Here is a 17,312-nt window from a genome sequence, read left to right on the forward strand (position 1 = left end):
TGAGCGTGTTGGCACTTTTCGACCGCCCAAAACAAAACCCCATCTGCTTTCGCAAATGGGGTTTCGGAATTTAATCTTGACGATGACCTACTCTCACATGGGGAAACCCCACACTACCATCGGCGATGCATCGTTTCACTACTGAGTTCGGGATGGGATCAGGTGGTTCCAATGCTCTATGGTCGTCAAGAAATTCGGGTACTGAGTCGTGGCCAGATGGCCTCGCTTCAGCAAATTGGGTATGTAATAGAAATTGGTGTTTTGTGAGTATCGAACTTTCGGTTCATTGCGTCTTCACACACCGCAATCTGATGCTTCTGCTTTTTTAAAGTCAGGAGTAGTCAAATTGCTTGGGTGTTATATGGTCAAGCCTCACGGGCAATTAGTATTGGTTAGCTCAACGCCTCACAGCGCTTACACACCCAACCTATCAACGTCGTAGTCTTCGACGGCCCTTCAGGGGACTCAAGGTCCCAGTGAGATCTCATCTTGAGGCTAGTTTCCCGCTTAGATGCTTTCAGCGGTTATCTATTCCGAACATAGCTACCCGGCAATGCCACTGGCGTGACAACCGGAACACCAGAGGTTCGTCCACTCCGGTCCTCTCGTACTAGGAGCAGCCCCTCTCAAATCTCAAACGTCCACGGCAGATAGGGACCGAACTGTCTCACGACGTTCTAAACCCAGCTCGCGTACCACTTTAAATGGCGAACAGCCATACCCTTGGGACCGGCTTCAGCCCCAGGATGTGATGAGCCGACATCGAGGTGCCAAACACCGCCGTCGATATGAACTCTTGGGCGGTATCAGCCTGTTATCCCCGGAGTACCTTTTATCCGTTGAGCGATGGCCCTTCCATACAGAACCACCGGATCACTAAGACCTACTTTCGTACCTGCTCGACGTGTCTGTCTCGCAGTCAAGCGCGCTTTTGCCTTTATACTCTACGACCGATTTCCGACCGGTCTGAGCGCACCTTCGTACTCCTCCGTTACTCTTTAGGAGGAGACCGCCCCAGTCAAACTACCCACCATACACTGTCCTCGATCCGGATAACGGACCTGAGTTAGAACCTCAAAGTTGCCAGGGTGGTATTTCAAGGTTGGCTCCACGCGAACTGGCGTCCACGCTTCAAAGCCTCCCACCTATCCTACACAAGCAAATTCAAAGTCCAGTGCAAAGCTATAGTAAAGGTTCACGGGGTCTTTCCGTCTAGCCGCGGATACACTGCATCTTCACAGCGATTTCAATTTCACTGAGTCTCGGGTGGAGACAGCGCCGCCATCGTTACGCCATTCGTGCAGGTCGGAACTTACCCGACAAGGAATTTCGCTACCTTAGGACCGTTATAGTTACGGCCGCCGTTTACCGGGGCTTCGATCAAGAGCTTCGCGTTAGCTAACCCCATCAATTAACCTTCCGGCACCGGGCAGGCGTCACACCCTATACGTCCACTTTCGTGTTTGCAGAGTGCTGTGTTTTTAATAAACAGTCGCAGCGGCCTGGTATCTTCGACCGGCATGAGCTTACGGAGCAAGTCCTTCACCCTCACCGGCGCACCTTCTCCCGAAGTTACGGTGCCATTTTGCCTAGTTCCTTCACCCGAGTTCTCTCAAGCGCCTTGGTATTCTCTACCCAACCACCTGTGTCGGTTTGGGGTACGGTTCCTGGTTACCTGAAGCTTAGAAGCTTTTCTTGGAAGCATGGCATCAACCACTTCGTCGTCTAAAAGACAACTCGTCATCAGCTCTCGGCCTTAGAATCCCGGATTTACCTAAGATTCCAGCCTACCACCTTAAACTTGGACAACCAACGCCAAGCTGGCCTAGCCTTCTCCGTCCCTCCATCGCAATAACCAGAAGTACAGGAATATTAACCTGTTTTCCATCGACTACGCTTTTCAGCCTCGCCTTAGGGACCGACTAACCCTGCGTCGATTAACGTTGCGCAGGAAACCTTGGTCTTTCGGCGTGGGTGTTTTTCACACCCATTGTCGTTACTCATGTCAGCATTCGCACTTCTGATACCTCCAGCAAGCTTCTCAACTCACCTTCACAGGCTTACAGAACGCTCCTCTACCGCATCACTTACGTGATACCCGTAGCTTCGGTGTATGGTTTGAGCCCCGTTACATCTTCCGCGCAGGCCGACTCGACTAGTGAGCTATTACGCTTTCTTTAAAGGGTGGCTGCTTCTAAGCCAACCTCCTAGCTGTCTAAGCCTTCCCACATCGTTTCCCACTTAACCATAACTTTGGGACCTTAGCTGACGGTCTGGGTTGTTTCCCTTTTCACGACGGACGTTAGCACCCGCCGTGTGTCTCCCATGCTCGGCACTTGTAGGTATTCGGAGTTTGCATCGGTTTGGTAAGTCGGGATGACCCCCTAGCCGAAACAGTGCTCTACCCCCTACAGTGATACATGAGGCGCTACCTAAATAGCTTTCGAGGAGAACCAGCTATCTCCGAGCTTGATTAGCCTTTCACTCCGATCCACAGGTCATCCGCTAACTTTTCAACGGTAGTCGGTTCGGTCCTCCAGTTAGTGTTACCCAACCTTCAACCTGCCCATGGATAGATCGCCCGGTTTCGGGTCTATTCCCAGCGACTAGACGCCCTATTAAGACTCGCTTTCGCTACGCCTCCCCTATTCGGTTAAGCTCGCCACTGAAAATAAGTCGCTGACCCATTATACAAAAGGTACGCAGTCACCTAACAAAGTAGGCTCCCACTGCTTGTACGCATACGGTTTCAGGATCTATTTCACTCCCCTCTCCGGGGTTCTTTTCGCCTTTCCCTCACGGTACTAGTTCACTATCGGTCAGTCAGTAGTATTTAGCCTTGGAGGATGGTCCCCCCATATTCAGACAAAGTTTCTCGTGCTCCGTCCTACTCGATTTCATGACTAAGAGATTTTCGCGTACAGGGCTATCACCCACTATGGCCGCACTTTCCAGAGCGTTCCGCTAATCTCAAAGCCACTTAAGGGCTAGTCCCCGTTCGCTCGCCACTACTAAGGGAATCTCGGTTGATTTCTTTTCCTCAGGGTACTTAGATGTTTCAGTTCCCCTGGTTCGCTCCATACACCTATGTATTCAGTGTAAGGTAACCATCTTATGATGGCTGGGTTCCCCCATTCAGACATCTCCGGATCAAAGTCTGTTTGCCGACTCCCCGAAGCTTTTCGCAGGCTACCACGTCTTTCATCGCCTCTGACTGCCAAGGCATCCACCGTATGCGCTTCTTCACTTGACCATATAACCCCAAGCAATCTGGTTATACTGTGAAGACAACATTCGCCGAAAATTCGATCATACTCAATTAAGAGCGACTCACAAATTTTACCTTAGCCTGAGCCGTTACCAGTGAAAGTAACGGTCAGTCTATCTTTCTATCACATACCCAAATTTTTAAAGAACGATCTAATCAAAGACTAGAAATCAATATTCACAGCGGAATACTCATTTCTAAACTCTAACAGCAGAAACAGTTAATGGTGGAGCCAAACGGGATCGAACCGTTGACCTCCTGCGTGCAAGGCAGGCGCTCTCCCAGCTGAGCTATGGCCCCATAACAAAATTGGTGGGTCTGGGCAGATTCGAACTGCCGACCTCACCCTTATCAGGGGTGCGCTCTAACCAACTGAGCTACAGACCCAATTTCGAGCGCAACTGATTAGCTAAGAGCTATCAGCTTGGAGCTTAAAGCTGCTTCTATCGTCTTCTTCAATGAATCAAGCAATTCGTGTGGGAACTTATGGAGCAGCTGATGTCGTCGATTAAGGAGGTGATCCAGCCGCAGGTTCCCCTACGGCTACCTTGTTACGACTTCACCCCAGTCATGAATCACACCGTGGTAACCGTCCTCCCGAAGGTTAGACTAGCTACTTCTGGTGCAACCCACTCCCATGGTGTGACGGGCGGTGTGTACAAGGCCCGGGAACGTATTCACCGCGACATTCTGATTCGCGATTACTAGCGATTCCGACTTCACGCAGTCGAGTTGCAGACTGCGATCCGGACTACGATCGGTTTTCTGGGATTAGCTCCACCTCGCGGCTTGGCAACCCTCTGTACCGACCATTGTAGCACGTGTGTAGCCCAGGCCGTAAGGGCCATGATGACTTGACGTCATCCCCACCTTCCTCCGGTTTGTCACCGGCAGTCTCCTTAGAGTGCCCACCATGACGTGCTGGTAACTAAGGACAAGGGTTGCGCTCGTTACGGGACTTAACCCAACATCTCACGACACGAGCTGACGACAGCCATGCAGCACCTGTCTCAATGTTCCCGAAGGCACCAATCCATCTCTGGAAAGTTCATTGGATGTCAAGGCCTGGTAAGGTTCTTCGCGTTGCTTCGAATTAAACCACATGCTCCACCGCTTGTGCGGGCCCCCGTCAATTCATTTGAGTTTTAACCTTGCGGCCGTACTCCCCAGGCGGTCAACTTAATGCGTTAGCTGCGCCACTAAGAGCTCAAGGCTCCCAACGGCTAGTTGACATCGTTTACGGCGTGGACTACCAGGGTATCTAATCCTGTTTGCTCCCCACGCTTTCGCACCTCAGTGTCAGTGTTGGTCCAGGTGGTCGCCTTCGCCACTGGTGTTCCTTCCTATATCTACGCATTTCACCGCTACACAGGAAATTCCACCACCCTCTACCACACTCTAGTCAGTCAGTTTTGAATGCAGTTCCCAGGTTGAGCCCGGGGATTTCACATCCAACTTAACAAACCACCTACGCGCGCTTTACGCCCAGTAATTCCGATTAACGCTTGCACCCTCTGTATTACCGCGGCTGCTGGCACAGAGTTAGCCGGTGCTTATTCTGTCGGTAACGTCAAAACAATCACGTATTAGGTAACTGCCCTTCCTCCCAACTTAAAGTGCTTTACAATCCGAAGACCTTCTTCACACACGCGGCATGGCTGGATCAGGCTTTCGCCCATTGTCCAATATTCCCCACTGCTGCCTCCCGTAGGAGTCTGGACCGTGTCTCAGTTCCAGTGTGACTGATCATCCTCTCAGACCAGTTACGGATCGTCGCCTTGGTGAGCCATTACCTCACCAACTAGCTAATCCGACCTAGGCTCATCTGATAGCGCAAGGCCCGAAGGTCCCCTGCTTTCTCCCGTAGGACGTATGCGGTATTAGCGTCCGTTTCCGAACGTTATCCCCCACTACCAGGCAGATTCCTAGGCATTACTCACCCGTCCGCCGCTCTCAAGAGAAGCAAGCTTCTCTCTACCGCTCGACTTGCATGTGTTAGGCCTGCCGCCAGCGTTCAATCTGAGCCATGATCAAACTCTTCAGTTCAAACATCTTTGGGTTTTTAAGAAACCCTAAACTTGGCTCAGCAATCGTTGGTTACATCTTTGATTTCTCGCGGAGTAACTTGTGATGCTGATAATCTTGTTGACTATCAGTCTGACTCCACAAGCACCCACACGAATTGCTTGATTCAGTTGTTAAAGAGCGGTTGGTTAAGAGCTATTCGTCTCAACCGAGGCGCGCATTCTACAGCAGCCTCATTTGCTGTCAAGTGGTTATTTTCAGAAGTTTTCGAAGATTTCTTCAACAACTTCAACCACTTGCGCTTGCGATCTCTCGTAAGCGGGAGGCGAATTCTACAGCGTTACACGCTGCTGTCAACACCTCTTTTTCAACTTCTTTTTGGCTTCGATGGACTGAAGCAACTTGCTGCCGAAAACTACTTAACTCATTGTTTACCAAGAAGTTTTCCGTTTCGACTGCGCCGGAAGTGGGGCGAATTATAGGCGCACAGAATCTGCCGTCAAGGGTTAATTACGCTTTTGTTGCTGGCGATGCTTTTTTAGTAATAAGACGCGGGATCCGACGCATCACTGGCGGTAAGCGCAGCAACAGAAGCAGTGCACCTATGGAAGCATAGATAGCCCACTCCTTAAGATCAGCCCGCACTATCCACAGCATGTGCAGCAAACCGAGCCCTAGAATCACGTACACCAGGCGATGCAATTTCTTCCAGCGACTGCCCAGCCGGCGCTGACTGTAACGATTGGAGGTCACAGCCAAAACCAATAGAGACAAAAACCCCAAGGCGCCAACAATTATGTACGGACGCTTACGCAACTCCACGCCCAGCTGCGACCAGTCAAGCCCGAGGACAAATCCGCAATAAGCCGCCAGGTGCAGCACCACATAGGCAAAGCACCACAAACCCAGCTGCCGGCGCACGGCGATCCACCCCGCCCAACCGCTGAGCTTCTGCAGCGGTGTCATCGCCAGCGTGATCAGCAACAGGATCAAGGTGCCCAGACCCAGGCGATCCACCAGCACCTTGCCCGGGTCGGGCCCCAGGGCAAAACTCCAGGCTTCATAGAGCCAGAACAACGGCCAGACAGCGGCGGCTATAAAGACGCCGATGCGCCAGATCGGATAGCGCATCAGTAATTCTTCTTCAGGTCGAGGCCCGTATAGAGAGCAGCGACCTCATCCGCGTAGCCATTGAACATCTGCGTCTCACGCACGTTCGGGCTGAAAAGGCCGCTCGGTAGACGACGCTCCCGTGCCTGAGTCCAGCGCGGATGGTCAACCGTAGGGTTCACATTCGCATAAAACCCATACTCATCGGCTGCAATACTCTGCCAGGTCGTTTTAGGTTGCTCGCTGACAAGACTGATCCGCACAATCGACTTCACACTCTTGAAGCCATACTTCCAAGGCACGACCAAACGCAGGGGCGCCCCGTTCTGGTTAGGCAACTCCCGCCCGTACATGCCCACGGCAAGGATCGCCAATGGATTCATCGCCTCGTCCAGACGCAGCCCTTCTATATAAGGCCAGTCGATCAAGCCGAAACTGGAGCGCTGCCCCGGCATGCTCTTTGGATCCTGTAGGGTTTCGAAGCGGATGAATTTCGCCTTTGAAGTAGGCTCAACCTGCTTGAGCAAGGCGGAAACAGGAAAGCCGACCCACGGAATCACCATCGACCACGCTTCGACGCAACGCAGCCGGTAGACGCGCTCTTCCAATTCGTAAGGTTTCATGAAGTCTTCCAAGGCGTAGCGACCCGGCTTCGCAACTTCACCATCAATCACAACACTCCAGGGCTCAGTCTTGAGCGAACCCGCATTTGCCGCCGGATCGCCCTTGTCTGTGCCGAACTCGTAGAAGTTGTTGTAGTGGGTTGCATCCTTGAACGGCGTGATGGCCTCGCCCTTGACCGTCACAGCCTGCCACTTGGTGCCTGGAAGCTTTTGCGTAAACCAGTCAGGCGCCCTGCCCGGCTCGACATCGGCATAACGTGCCGCCTCTTCGGCACTGGCCCAACGTGGCAAGCTGCTCGCGGCAATACCGGCAAGCGCACCACCGAGCAAGCTGCGGCGAGAGAGGTAGAACGATTCAGGCGTGACATCCGATTCGTGGCAATCGGACGCTTTGGGGATCTTGATTAACATGGCAACTCCGCAGCATTGGAGGACAGGTGCACCAATAGACTGCGGAGTATGGGGGAAATTACATTAAGACAATGTTTTGTCCCGGCGAAGATGCAGCAGGTACTGCACCGGCCCGGAAGCGGCGTAGACCAGAAAAGCTAACAATAGAATTCTCGGCGGGTCGCTGAACACCACCGCAAACACCAGCACCACCACTAGAATCGCCACGAAAGGCACACGCCCCTTGAGGTCGAACTCCTTGAAGCTGTTGTACTTGATGTTGCTGACCATCAGCATGCCGGCTGCCGCGACCATCAAGGCGACCAGGAACGACATCTTCGAACCCTGGATGCCGTAGTCACTGAACGCCCAGACGATACCCGCCACCACACCCGCCGCCGCTGGGCTGGCCAGGCCAATGAAGTACCGCTTGTCGGCAGTACCGACCTGAGTGTTGAAGCGCGCCAGACGCAACGCCGCGCCCGCCACATAGATAAAGGCCACCATCCAGCCGACCTTACCCATGTCACCCAGCGCCCAGGCAAACGCCAGCAACGCCGGGGCGACACCAAAGGCAACCATGTCCGACAACGAGTCGTACTCGGCACCGAAGGCGCTTTGAGTATTGGTCATGCGCGCGACACGACCATCCAGGCCATCAAGCACCATGGCGACGAAGATGGCGATGGCAGCAAAACCGAAGTACTTGCTGGCACTTACGGCATCACCCGCCGCCAATGCGCTCTGGGCACTCATCGAGTTGATGATGGAATAGAAGCCGGCAAACAGGTTCGCCGTGGTGAACAGGTTGGGCAGCAGATAGATGCCACGATGCCGGACCTTGCGGCCTTCCGCGTCATGCCCTTCTTCGACATGTTCATCGATCGGCAGCAGGCTTTCGGCGTCAGAAGCCTGGCTTGGCTCTTCGGGACGTTCGCTCATGGACTTTACCTTGCAACGGTGTGAAAAAATTCGACAGATACTTGCGGCGAGTGTTCGCCCGCAAACGATGCAGCTTTATACCAGAACCTGCTTACCCAAACGAAAAAACGCGGCCGAAGCCGCGTTTTCCCTTGATACGTGCGACTTAGTTCTTGGCTTTGTCGACGATCTTGTTGGCACCGATCCACGGCATCATGGAACGCAGTTGCTCGCCGATGATTTCGATACCATGGGCGGCGTTGTTACGACGCTTGGCGGTCATCGAAGGGTAGCCGGTAGCGCCTTCGCTGATGAACATCTTGGCGTATTCGCCGTCCTGAATACGTTTCAGGGCGTTGCGCATCGCCTGACGGGACTCGGCGTTGATCACTTCCGGGCCGGTCACGTACTCGCCGTATTCGGCGTTGTTGGAGATCGAGTAGTTCATGTTGGCGATACCGCCTTCGTACATGAGGTCAACGATCAGCTTCAGTTCGTGCAGGCATTCGAAGTAGGCCATTTCCGGCGCGTAGCCAGCTTCAACCAGGGTTTCGAAACCGGCTTTCACCAGTTCAACGGTACCACCGCACAGTACGGCTTGTTCGCCGAACAGGTCGGTTTCAGTCTCGTCCTTGAAGGTGGTTTCGATGATGCCGGTACGACCACCGCCGACACCGGCAGCGTAGGACAGTGCAACGTTCTTGGCGTTGCCCGAAGCGTCCTGGTAGATCGCGATCAGGTCAGGGATACCGCCACCCTTGACGAACTCGGAACGTACGGTGTGGCCCGGAGCCTTCGGCGCGATCATGATCACGTCGAGGTCAGCGCGCGGCACAACCTGGTTGTAGTGGATCGCGAAACCGTGGGAGAAGGCCAGGGTGGCGCCCTTCTTGATGTTCGGCTCGATTTCGTTCTTGTACAGCGCGGATTGGAATTCGTCCGGGGTCAGGATCATGACCAGGTCGGCAGCCGCCACAGCGGAAGCCACGTCAGTCACTTTCAGGCCATGGGCTTCAGCCTTGGCAACGGTCGCCGAGCCTTTGCGCAGGCCAACGGTGACGTCAACGCCGGAATCTTTCAGGTTGCACGCTTGAGCGTGGCCCTGGGAGCCGTAACCGATGATGGCGACTTTCTTGCCCTGGATGATCGACAGGTCACAATCTTTATCGTAATAAACTTTCATGAGGTTCCTCTATATATCCAGGCCGTAAGGCCATTCGCTAATTGGGTTAGATGCTGAGTACTTTGTCGCCACGGGCAATCCCGGTGACACCACTGCGTACGGTTTCCAGAATCGAGGCCGTCCCGATCGACTGGATGAAGCTGTCCAGCTTGTCGCTCGTACCGGTCAGTTGAACGGTATAAACGCTGGCGCTCACATCGACGATCTGCCCGCGATAAATATCTGTAGTGCGCTTGATCTCGGCACGCTGGGCACCTGTGGCCTTGACCTTGACCAGCATCAGCTCACGCTCGATGTGGGCACTTTCCGACAGGTCGACCAGCTTGACCACTTCGATCAGCTTGTTGAGGTTCTTGGTGATCTGCTCGATCACCTCATCGTGGCCCACGGTGGTCAACGTCAGGCGCGACAAGGTCGGGTCTTCAGTCGGGGCCACGGTCAGGCTTTCGATGTTGTAGTTGCGTTGCGAAAACAGGCCGACAACACGAGACAGAGCGCCGGGTTCGTTCTCCAGAAGCAGGGAGATAATGTGCCGCATGATTAAGTACGCTCCGTCTTGTTCAGCCACATGTCGCGCATCGAGCCGTCTTTGATCTGCATCGGGTAGACGTGCTCGCTGGTATCCACCTGAATATCGATGAACACCAGGCGGTCCTTCATGGCGAACGCCTCTTCCATCTTCGGCTTCAGATCTTTCAGATCGGTGATGCGCATGCCGACGTGGCCATAGGCTTCAACCAATTTGACGAAATCCGGCAACGATTCCATGTAGGAATGGGAGTGACGACTACCGTAGCTCATGTCCTGCCACTGGCGAACCATGCCCAGCACGCCATTGTTCAGGCAGACGATCTTCACCGGAAGGCCGTACTGCAGGCACGTTGACAGTTCCTGGATGTTCATCTGGATGCTGCCTTCACCGGTGACACAGGCAACGTCGGCATCCGGAAAGCTCAGCTTCACGCCCATGGCCGCCGGAAAACCAAAGCCCATCGTGCCCAGGCCACCGGAGTTGATCCAGCGGTTAGGCTTGTCGAATTTGTAGTACTGCGCGGCGAACATCTGGTGCTGGCCCACGTCGGAGGTCACAAAGGCGTCGCCCTTGGTCACTTCGCAGAGGGTTTCGATCACGGTTTGTGGCTTGATGATGCTGCCGTCGCCCTTGTCGTACGGGAACAGGCCGCGGTCACCGCGCCATTCGTCGATCTGCTTCCACCAGCTCGCAACGGATTCCTTGTTCGGCGTTTCGCCGATGTCCTTGAGCGCGGCGACCATTTCGGTCAGCACGCTTTCCACCGGGCCCACGATTGGCACGTCGGCCTTGATGGTCTTGGAAATGGACGCCGGGTCGATGTCGATATGGATGATCTTGGCATTCGGGCAGAACTTGCTCGCGCCGTTGATCACGCGGTCATCGAACCGTGCGCCGACCGCCAGAATCACATCGGCGTGGTGCATGGCGAGGTTGGCGGTATAGCTGCCGTGCATACCGAGCATGCCGACGAATTGACGGTCCGAACCCGGGAATGCGCCAAGACCCATCAAGGTATTGGTGACCGGCAGGTTGAGCAGCTTGGCCAATTCTGTGAGCGGTGCGGAGCCGCCCCCCAGAATCACGCCGCCGCCGGAGTACAGCACCGGGCGCTTGGCCGCGAGAAGCATTTCCGCCGCCTTGCGGATTTGTCCCGAGTGCCCACGCACGGCCGGGCTGTAGGAGCGCAGCTTGGCTTTCTTCGGGAAAATGTATTCGAATTTCTCGGCCGGGTTGGTCATGTCCTTGGGAATATCCACCACGACAGGTCCCGGACGACCGGATTGTGCGAGGTAGAACGCCTTTTTCATGATTTCCGGAATTTCCGACGCGTGCTTGATCATGAAGCTGTGTTTCACGATCGGGCGTGAGATACCGATCATGTCGGTTTCCTGGAACGCGTCGGTACCGACCATGGTGCTGGCGACCTGGCCGGAAATGATCACCATGGGAATGGAGTCCATATAAGCAGTCGCGATGCCAGTGATGGCATTGGTTGCGCCTGGGCCGGACGTTACCAGTACCACGCCGGCTTTACCGGTGGCACGGGCATAACCGTCAGCCATATGGGTTGCGGCCTGTTCGTGGCGAACCAGGATGTGGGTAACAGCCGGTTCCTTGAACAGTGCGTCGTAGACATGCAGCAGAGCACCACCTGGGTACCCGTAGATATAGTCGACGCCTTCGTCACGCAAAAAGCGGACGAGCATCTCACCGCCAGATAAAAGCTCCACGTTGTTCACCTCTAAAACGCCAGAATACCGTCCGTTAAAAACCGACGGGTCTTAATAGGTTTACTTCTCAACAGAGCATGAGCGACGGTGGTCGCCGACTACGTCAGCACTGACTGAGCAAGTATTGGGATCGTCCCAAGTGTTGCGGGCTTTTCCCACCCAGCGCGAGGTAACGCGTTGCGGGTGTTACAGGTCGGCGCGGGTGTGCGCCTCATGATCTGCCGAGCGGGACTGCTTCTGGCAGTCCCGATACAGCGGACTTTGGATTCTTCTGTTTCAGGCCCTTCAAGTCAAGCAATAATTGCGCTTTTTTCCGACTAAGCGCATGAGAACGTAGAAGAAAGGCCTGTGAGGAGGGATAAAACTCGCCTGAATGTCGTCAAGCGGTAGAAATATGCGCAAGACTGCCGGAAAAACCGACAGTCAGGCAATTAACCAGCGTCAGCGATCAGTTGGTCGAACTTTTTCAGCGCATTACGCAAGCCAAGGCTCTCTCGCGGACGGTCGGCATAGACCATCTCGGCCATTTCCAGAATTCCAGAAGCGTTGGGCAGAGGCAGGTCCTGTTCGAGGATCTGCTTCATGCGTACCAGGAATATCCATTGCAGCCATTGGTGAAAATCCAATGTGTCGACCGAAAAAGGCTCGACGCTGCTGAGCGCTTCGGCGCTGGGGGGCACTTCATCCCACCAGCCCTGCACGCGCAATTCTCGCTCGATCAATAACAACTGCTCGGCAATCGCCGGGAACCGCCCATCCATCAGAGGCTGACCTTGGCTTTTGCCCGAGCCTGGGCAGCGCCGGCAGCGTCGCCTTGGGCGGCACGCGCGTCACCGATCAACCCCCACAGGCTGGCTTGCAGGTCGGGGCGACCGTTGGCCAGGGTCAAACCACGGCGAGCGAACTGCTCGGCTTGCGGCGCATCACCCTGGGCCAGGCGTACCTGGGCCAGGCGATACAACACTTGTGGTTCGCGAGGAGCAACGCGTTGAGCACGCTCGAGGCTCGACGAAGCGCCGTTGAGATCACCACCGGCCTGCTGTTGCTGGGCGGTGGTAAGCAGCGCCAGTACCGGGCCATCCAGTTGTTCGTCAGCCGACAGGCCGCCGGCACTGGACGACGAAGGAATACCGCTCGGCGTCGATGGCATGGTGTAAGTGCCCTGGTTGACCGGCGCCGTCTGGATCGGCGTGGAATCGATCGGCGCCGAAGTGCCTGGGCCTGGTGTCCAGGGTTCGGCGCTGATCGGGGCTGCGGTTGCAGCGCCACTGCCAGGCACCATCACCACCACGCCCGAATCCTGTGGCATTGCCTGAGGCCTGGCCTGTGCCGGACGGTTGGTCACGGTTTGACGAAACCCGCCATTGGCCGAAATCCGGTCGTTATTGGAGACGTTCGTACTCGAATCCACCACCGGAATCGAGCCGCGTTGCACGCTGGAGCAACCGCCGAGCAAAGCCAGAACGGTAATCGCTGGAATCCACAACTTGTTCACTTGAAACCCTCTTTGCTTAATTCATCCAGCCCTTGACCCAATCCATCACCGAGTCCGCGTCAGCAGGGGCGCTGCCCCCGCATGCGGCACCGGGTGGTGGCTCGCTGCCGCGAATATACGGCATCTGCACCGCTCCCGGGCAGTTGGCATCCGAACCTTGGCCGGTGTGCGGATCAATCCAGGCCTGCACGATATTGTCCGGCTGCGGCATGTTGAGTGGTAACGGGTCTGCCTTGCGCATGAAGCTGGTCCAGACCTGCAGCGCACCGGTCGCTCCGGTGAATGGCGTCTTGCCATTGTCGTCACGGCCCAGCCACACCACGGCCAATACGTCCTGCCCAAAACCTGCGAACCAACTGTCGCGCGAATCGTTACTGGTGCCGGTCTTGCCCGCCAGCGTCAGGTTCGACGGCAGCACGCTGTAGACCGAGCGCCCGGTACCTTCACGCATCACGCGCTGCATGGCGTTCTGGATCAAATAGATGGAGCCCGCGTCGAAACGTTGCTGGATCTGGAACGGGTAGCGCTTGAGCGGTTCGCCCTCGGCGGTCAGCACGCTGCGAATACCGCGCATCGGCGTATTGAAGCCACCGTTGGCCAAGGTTTGGTACATGGTGGCCACTTCCATCGGGCTCATGGCCGCCGCACCCAGCAACATCGAGGGGAACGCCGGGAACTCGCGTTCGATACCCAGTCGCGCCAGGGTTTTCAGCACATTCGGCACACCGACTTCCAGCCCCAGGCGCGATGTCGAGATGTTGTAGGAATGCGCCAGCCCCTGATACAGAAACACGGTGCCGTGGGAGCGGCGGTCGAAGTTCTTTGGCGTCCACACCTGGCCATCGGCCCCTTTGATCGACAGCGGGTCATCCGACAGCCAACTGGTCAGTGTGTACTTGCTCGGTTTTTCCAGGGCGGTCAGGTATACCGCCGGCTTGACCAGCGAGCCGATCGGGCGCACGGCATCCAGCGCGCGGTTGAACCCGGCGAAGCTGGCCTGACGGCTACCGATCATGGCCTGGACTTCACCGGTTTCCGGGTTGGTCACCACCATCGCGGCTTCTACTTCATCGGAGCCTTTACGGCCTGTCAGGCGCTTGAAGGTGTCATTGACCGACGCTTCGGCTTTCATCTGCAGGATGGGGTCGAAGCTAGTGAAGATTCGCAGGCCTTCCTCGGTCAAGTCTTCGTCGCGATAGTCTTCGCGCAGTTGGCGTTTGACCAGGTCGATAAAGCCAGGGAATGAGCTATCTGCCAGCTTGCCGCGGGTGGTGACACCCAGCGGCATTTTCTTCGCGGCCGCGACCTGCTCGGCCGTGGCGACGCCCTGCTGTTCCAATACATCAAGCACCAGGTTGCGGCGTTCGAGCGCACGCTCAGGGTTGCGACGCGGGTTGTAATAGGACGGCCCCTTGACCATCCCCACCAGCAACGCAACCTGGTGCAGTTTCAATTCCGACAACGGCTGCCCGAAGAAGAACTGGCTGGCCAGGCCGAAGCCGTGCACCGCGCGCTGACCATCCTGGCCGACGAAGACCTCGTTGAGGTACGCCTCGAGGATTTCCTGCTTGCTGTAATGCAACTCCAGCAGCATCGCCATCATGGCTTCGGTGAGCTTGCGGGTGAGGCTGCGCTCATTGGTCAGGTAGAAATTCTTCACCAATTGCTGGGTGAGCGTGCTGCCGCCCTGGGTCATCTTGCCGCCGGAAGTATTGACCCACACCGCGCGGGCAATCGATTTGGGCGAGACGCCCCAGTGGCTGTAGAAGTCGCGGTCTTCTACTGCAACCAGGGTTTCCAACAGGTACGGAGGCGCCTGATCGAGCTTGATCAGGATCCGGTCTTCAAGATTCTTCGGGTAGATACCGCCGATCATCAGCGGCTCGAGGCGTACCACCGGCAGCTTGGCGCCGTTGAGCGACGACAACTCAGCCACGTAATCGCCGGAAAAACGCACGCGTACCGGCTGGGCTTTTTCCAGGCCTTCGTAGAACTGGAAGCCGCGGGTGTTCAGGTCGACGGTATTGCCGCTGACGGCCGCCGCGCCTGGGCCGTTGCTCACGGGTTCGCGGCGATAGCCCAGCGCATCGAGTTCGGTGAGGAAGTCCTCCTTGCTCAACTTCTGGCCGGCGAACAATTCCAGCGGGCGTGCGTACACCTTGGCCGGGATGGTCCAGCGCTTGCCGGAGAATTTCTCCTGGACCACGGCGTCGAGATACACCGCCACGCCGGCGAGCGCCACAAGGCCAACCAGGCCTAGCTTGAGCGCCCAGCCCAGCCACGGGCGCAGGCTGCGCGAAGGAGGTTTTTTACGGGAACGGGGAGATCGGGTTCGAGTCATGGCGGCGGATTATACGCACTTTATTGATGATCAACATGAGCCGGACAGCGGTTTGCACGACCGCCCGTAGCGGCCATAATGCTTGCCATGATTTCTCCCAGACTTTGAAGGATCGCCCGTGAGCCAGTCCCTGATTGCCGCCCTGCAAAACCCGGCGTTGTACCCGCATCCGGTGGAAGCGTTTCAAGTCATTGAAACCCATATTTCCTGGGTGATCCTGACCGGTCCCTATGCTTATAAACTGAAGAAACCGATGAACTTCGGCTTCCTCGATTTCACCGACCTGGAAAAACGCGGTCACTTCTGCAACGAAGAGCTGCGCCTCAACCAGCGCCTGACCGAAGATTTGTATCTTGAAGTTTTGCCAATTACCGGCACGGCCGACGCACCGCAATTGGCGGGCGACGGCCCGGTGATCGAGTACGCGCTGAAAATGCGTCAGTTCCCGCAAAGCCAGATGCTGAGCACCTTACAAGCCAACGGTGAACTCACCAGCGCGCACATAGACGAAATGGCCAGGCAGATTGCGCATTTTCACCTCAACGCGCCCAAGGTCCCGCAGGAGCACCCGGCCGGTACTCCGGAAGAAGTGATGGCACCGGTCCGCCAGAACTTCGAACAGATCCGCCCTTTCCTGAGTGACAAGGCCGACCTCATTCAATTGGAAGCCCTGCAAGCCTGGGCGCAAAGCAGCTTCGAACGCCTCAAGCCATTGCTGGAGCAGCGCAAGCTCAACGGTTTCACCCGCGAATGCCATGGTGATATCCACCTGGGTAATGCCACGCTGATCGACGGCCATGTAGTGATCTTCGACTGCATCGAATTCAACGAGCCGTTCCGCTTTACCGACGTGTACGCCGACACCGCGTTCCTGGCGATGGACCTGGAAGACCGTGGCCTCAAATGCCTGGCACGCCGATTTATCAGCCAGTACCTGGAACTGACCGGCGATTACCAGGGCCTGGAGCTGCTGAATTTCTACAAGGCTTATCGCGCACTGGTGCGGGCGAAAGTCGCCCTGTTCAGCATGCCGAGCGAAGCCGACCCGGTGCAACGCGCCACCACCCTGCGCCAGTACCGTAATTATGCCAATCTGGCGGAAAGCTACAGCACGATTCCGTCGCGCTTCCTGGCCATCACCCACGGGGTTTCGGCTGTGGGCAAAAGCCATGTGGCCATGCGCCTGGTCGAGGCCTTAGGCGCTGTTCGCGTGCGTTCGGATGTGGAGCGCAAGCGCCTGTTTGGCGAGCAGCAGGTTGAAAACACCCCGCAAGCCGGCATCTACAGCGATGACGCCAGTGCTGCGACGTACACGCGCCTGAATGAAATAGCCGACACCGTGCTCCGCGCCGGTTTCCCGGTGGTGCTGGATGCCACCTTCCTCAAACGCGCACAACGTGACGCGGCGGCCCGGGTTGCCGAAGCCACCGGCGCCCCGTTCCTGATTCTGGATTGCAACGCGCCCCAGGCCGTCATCGCCAGTTGGCTGGCACAACGTCAGGCAGATAAAAACGATCCGTCCGACGCAACGTTGCTGGTTATTGAAGAACAAAACGCCAGTCGTGACCCGCTGACCGCTCAAGAGCTGCTGTTGAGTAAACGCGTCGAGACCAATGAAAGCGGGACGCTCGATGCATTGGTCGGGCATATTCGTCAACGCTTGCCCGGCCTGTAAGAAATATTTCTTGGTC

At 56.2% G+C, this 17,312-nt stretch carries 10 protein-coding genes, 2 tRNA genes and 3 rRNA genes; 1 reads left to right on the forward strand and 14 read right to left on the reverse strand.

Annotated elements, in window-relative coordinates:
- Positions 1-74: 74 nt before the first annotated feature.
- The 14 genes from rrf to mrcB form a co-directional block, all read right to left on the reverse strand.
- Positions 75-190 (reverse strand): 5S ribosomal RNA (gene rrf / locus C4J89_RS22295).
- A gap of 171 nt (positions 191-361) precedes the next feature.
- Positions 362-3,253: ribosomal RNA gene (locus C4J89_RS22300) — 23S ribosomal RNA — on the reverse strand.
- Between the two features lie 239 nt (positions 3,254-3,492).
- Positions 3,493-3,568 (reverse strand) — tRNA-Ala (locus tag C4J89_RS22305).
- A gap of 10 nt (positions 3,569-3,578) precedes the next feature.
- A tRNA-Ile gene (locus tag C4J89_RS22310) sits at positions 3,579-3,655 on the reverse strand.
- 122 nt (positions 3,656-3,777) lie between these two features.
- A 16S ribosomal RNA gene (locus C4J89_RS22315) occupies positions 3,778-5,314 on the reverse strand.
- Together the 16S, 23S and 5S rRNA genes with 2 tRNA genes alongside form the textbook arrangement of a ribosomal RNA operon.
- A gap of 489 nt (positions 5,315-5,803) precedes the next feature.
- A complete protein-coding gene (gene msrQ, locus C4J89_RS22325; RefSeq protein WP_124415603.1) occupies positions 5,804-6,424 on the reverse strand; it encodes a protein-methionine-sulfoxide reductase heme-binding subunit MsrQ in 621 nt (206 codons plus the stop codon).
- Positions 6,424-7,437, reverse strand: a complete 1,014-nt coding sequence (msrP, locus tag C4J89_RS22330) for a protein-methionine-sulfoxide reductase catalytic subunit MsrP (RefSeq protein ID WP_124364408.1) — start codon at positions 7,435-7,437, stop codon at positions 6,424-6,426. Before msrP ends, msrQ begins: the two co-directional genes overlap by 1 nt.
- A 63-nt stretch (positions 7,438-7,500) precedes the next feature.
- Complete coding sequence (pssA, locus tag C4J89_RS22335; protein ID WP_124405292.1) at positions 7,501-8,358, reverse strand: CDP-diacylglycerol--serine O-phosphatidyltransferase; 858 nt, start codon at positions 8,356-8,358, stop codon at positions 7,501-7,503.
- Positions 8,359-8,503: 145 nt separating this feature from the next.
- On the reverse strand, positions 8,504-9,520 hold the full coding sequence (gene ilvC / locus C4J89_RS22340; protein WP_003212125.1) for a ketol-acid reductoisomerase: 1,017 nt from the start codon (positions 9,518-9,520) through the stop codon (positions 8,504-8,506).
- A 46-nt stretch (positions 9,521-9,566) separates the two neighbouring features.
- Complete coding sequence (ilvN, locus tag C4J89_RS22345; protein WP_003176102.1) at positions 9,567-10,058, reverse strand: acetolactate synthase small subunit; 492 nt, start codon at positions 10,056-10,058, stop codon at positions 9,567-9,569.
- A 2-nt stretch (positions 10,059-10,060) separates the two neighbouring features.
- Positions 10,061-11,785: an acetolactate synthase 3 large subunit gene (locus C4J89_RS22350; protein ID WP_124364410.1), complete on the reverse strand. Its 1,725-nt coding sequence runs from the start codon at positions 11,783-11,785 to the stop codon at positions 10,061-10,063.
- Between the two features lie 431 nt (positions 11,786-12,216).
- Entirely contained in the window at positions 12,217-12,546 is a 330-nt protein-coding gene (locus tag C4J89_RS22355) for a YqcC family protein (protein WP_124364411.1), read from the reverse strand.
- Positions 12,546-13,280, reverse strand: a complete 735-nt coding sequence (locus C4J89_RS22360) for a M48 family metallopeptidase (RefSeq protein ID WP_124415604.1) — start codon at positions 13,278-13,280, stop codon at positions 12,546-12,548. Before C4J89_RS22360 ends, C4J89_RS22355 begins: the two co-directional genes overlap by 1 nt.
- 16 nt (positions 13,281-13,296) lie before the next feature.
- Positions 13,297-15,621, reverse strand: a complete 2,325-nt coding sequence (mrcB, locus tag C4J89_RS22365) for a penicillin-binding protein 1B (RefSeq protein ID WP_124364413.1) — start codon at positions 15,619-15,621, stop codon at positions 13,297-13,299.
- Between the two features lie 118 nt (positions 15,622-15,739).
- Here mrcB and C4J89_RS22370 point away from each other — a divergent pair, with 118 nt between their 5' ends.
- Positions 15,740-17,296 (forward strand): bifunctional aminoglycoside phosphotransferase/ATP-binding protein, encoded by a 1,557-nt coding sequence (locus tag C4J89_RS22370; protein WP_124415605.1) that lies wholly within the window; start codon positions 15,740-15,742, stop codon positions 17,294-17,296.
- Positions 17,297-17,312: the final 16 nt, after the last annotated feature.

The organism is Pseudomonas sp. R4-35-07 (genome assembly GCF_003852235.1).
GTDB lineage: Bacteria > Pseudomonadota > Gammaproteobacteria > Pseudomonadales > Pseudomonadaceae > Aquipseudomonas.

Bases quoted from the DNA above. Each gene is read 5' to 3' on its own strand.
- msrQ (WP_124415603.1), bottom strand. From the start codon at position 6,424: ATGCGCTATCCGATCTGGCGCATCGGCGTCTTTATAGCCGCCGCTGTC.
- ilvN (WP_003176102.1), bottom strand. From the start codon at position 10,058: ATGCGGCACATTATCTCCCTGCTTCTGGAGAACGAACCCGGCGCTCTG.
- msrP (WP_124364408.1), bottom strand. From the start codon at position 7,437: ATGTTAATCAAGATCCCCAAAGCGTCCGATTGCCACGAATCGGATGTC.
- C4J89_RS22355 (WP_124364411.1), bottom strand. From the start codon at position 12,546: ATGGATGGGCGGTTCCCGGCGATTGCCGAGCAGTTGTTATTGATCGAG.
- pssA (WP_124405292.1), bottom strand. From the start codon at position 8,358: ATGAGCGAACGTCCCGAAGAGCCAAGCCAGGCTTCTGACGCCGAAAGC.
- mrcB (WP_124364413.1), bottom strand. From the start codon at position 15,621: ATGACTCGAACCCGATCTCCCCGTTCCCGTAAAAAACCTCCTTCGCGC.
- ilvC (WP_003212125.1), bottom strand. From the start codon at position 9,520: ATGAAAGTTTATTACGATAAAGATTGTGACCTGTCGATCATCCAGGGC.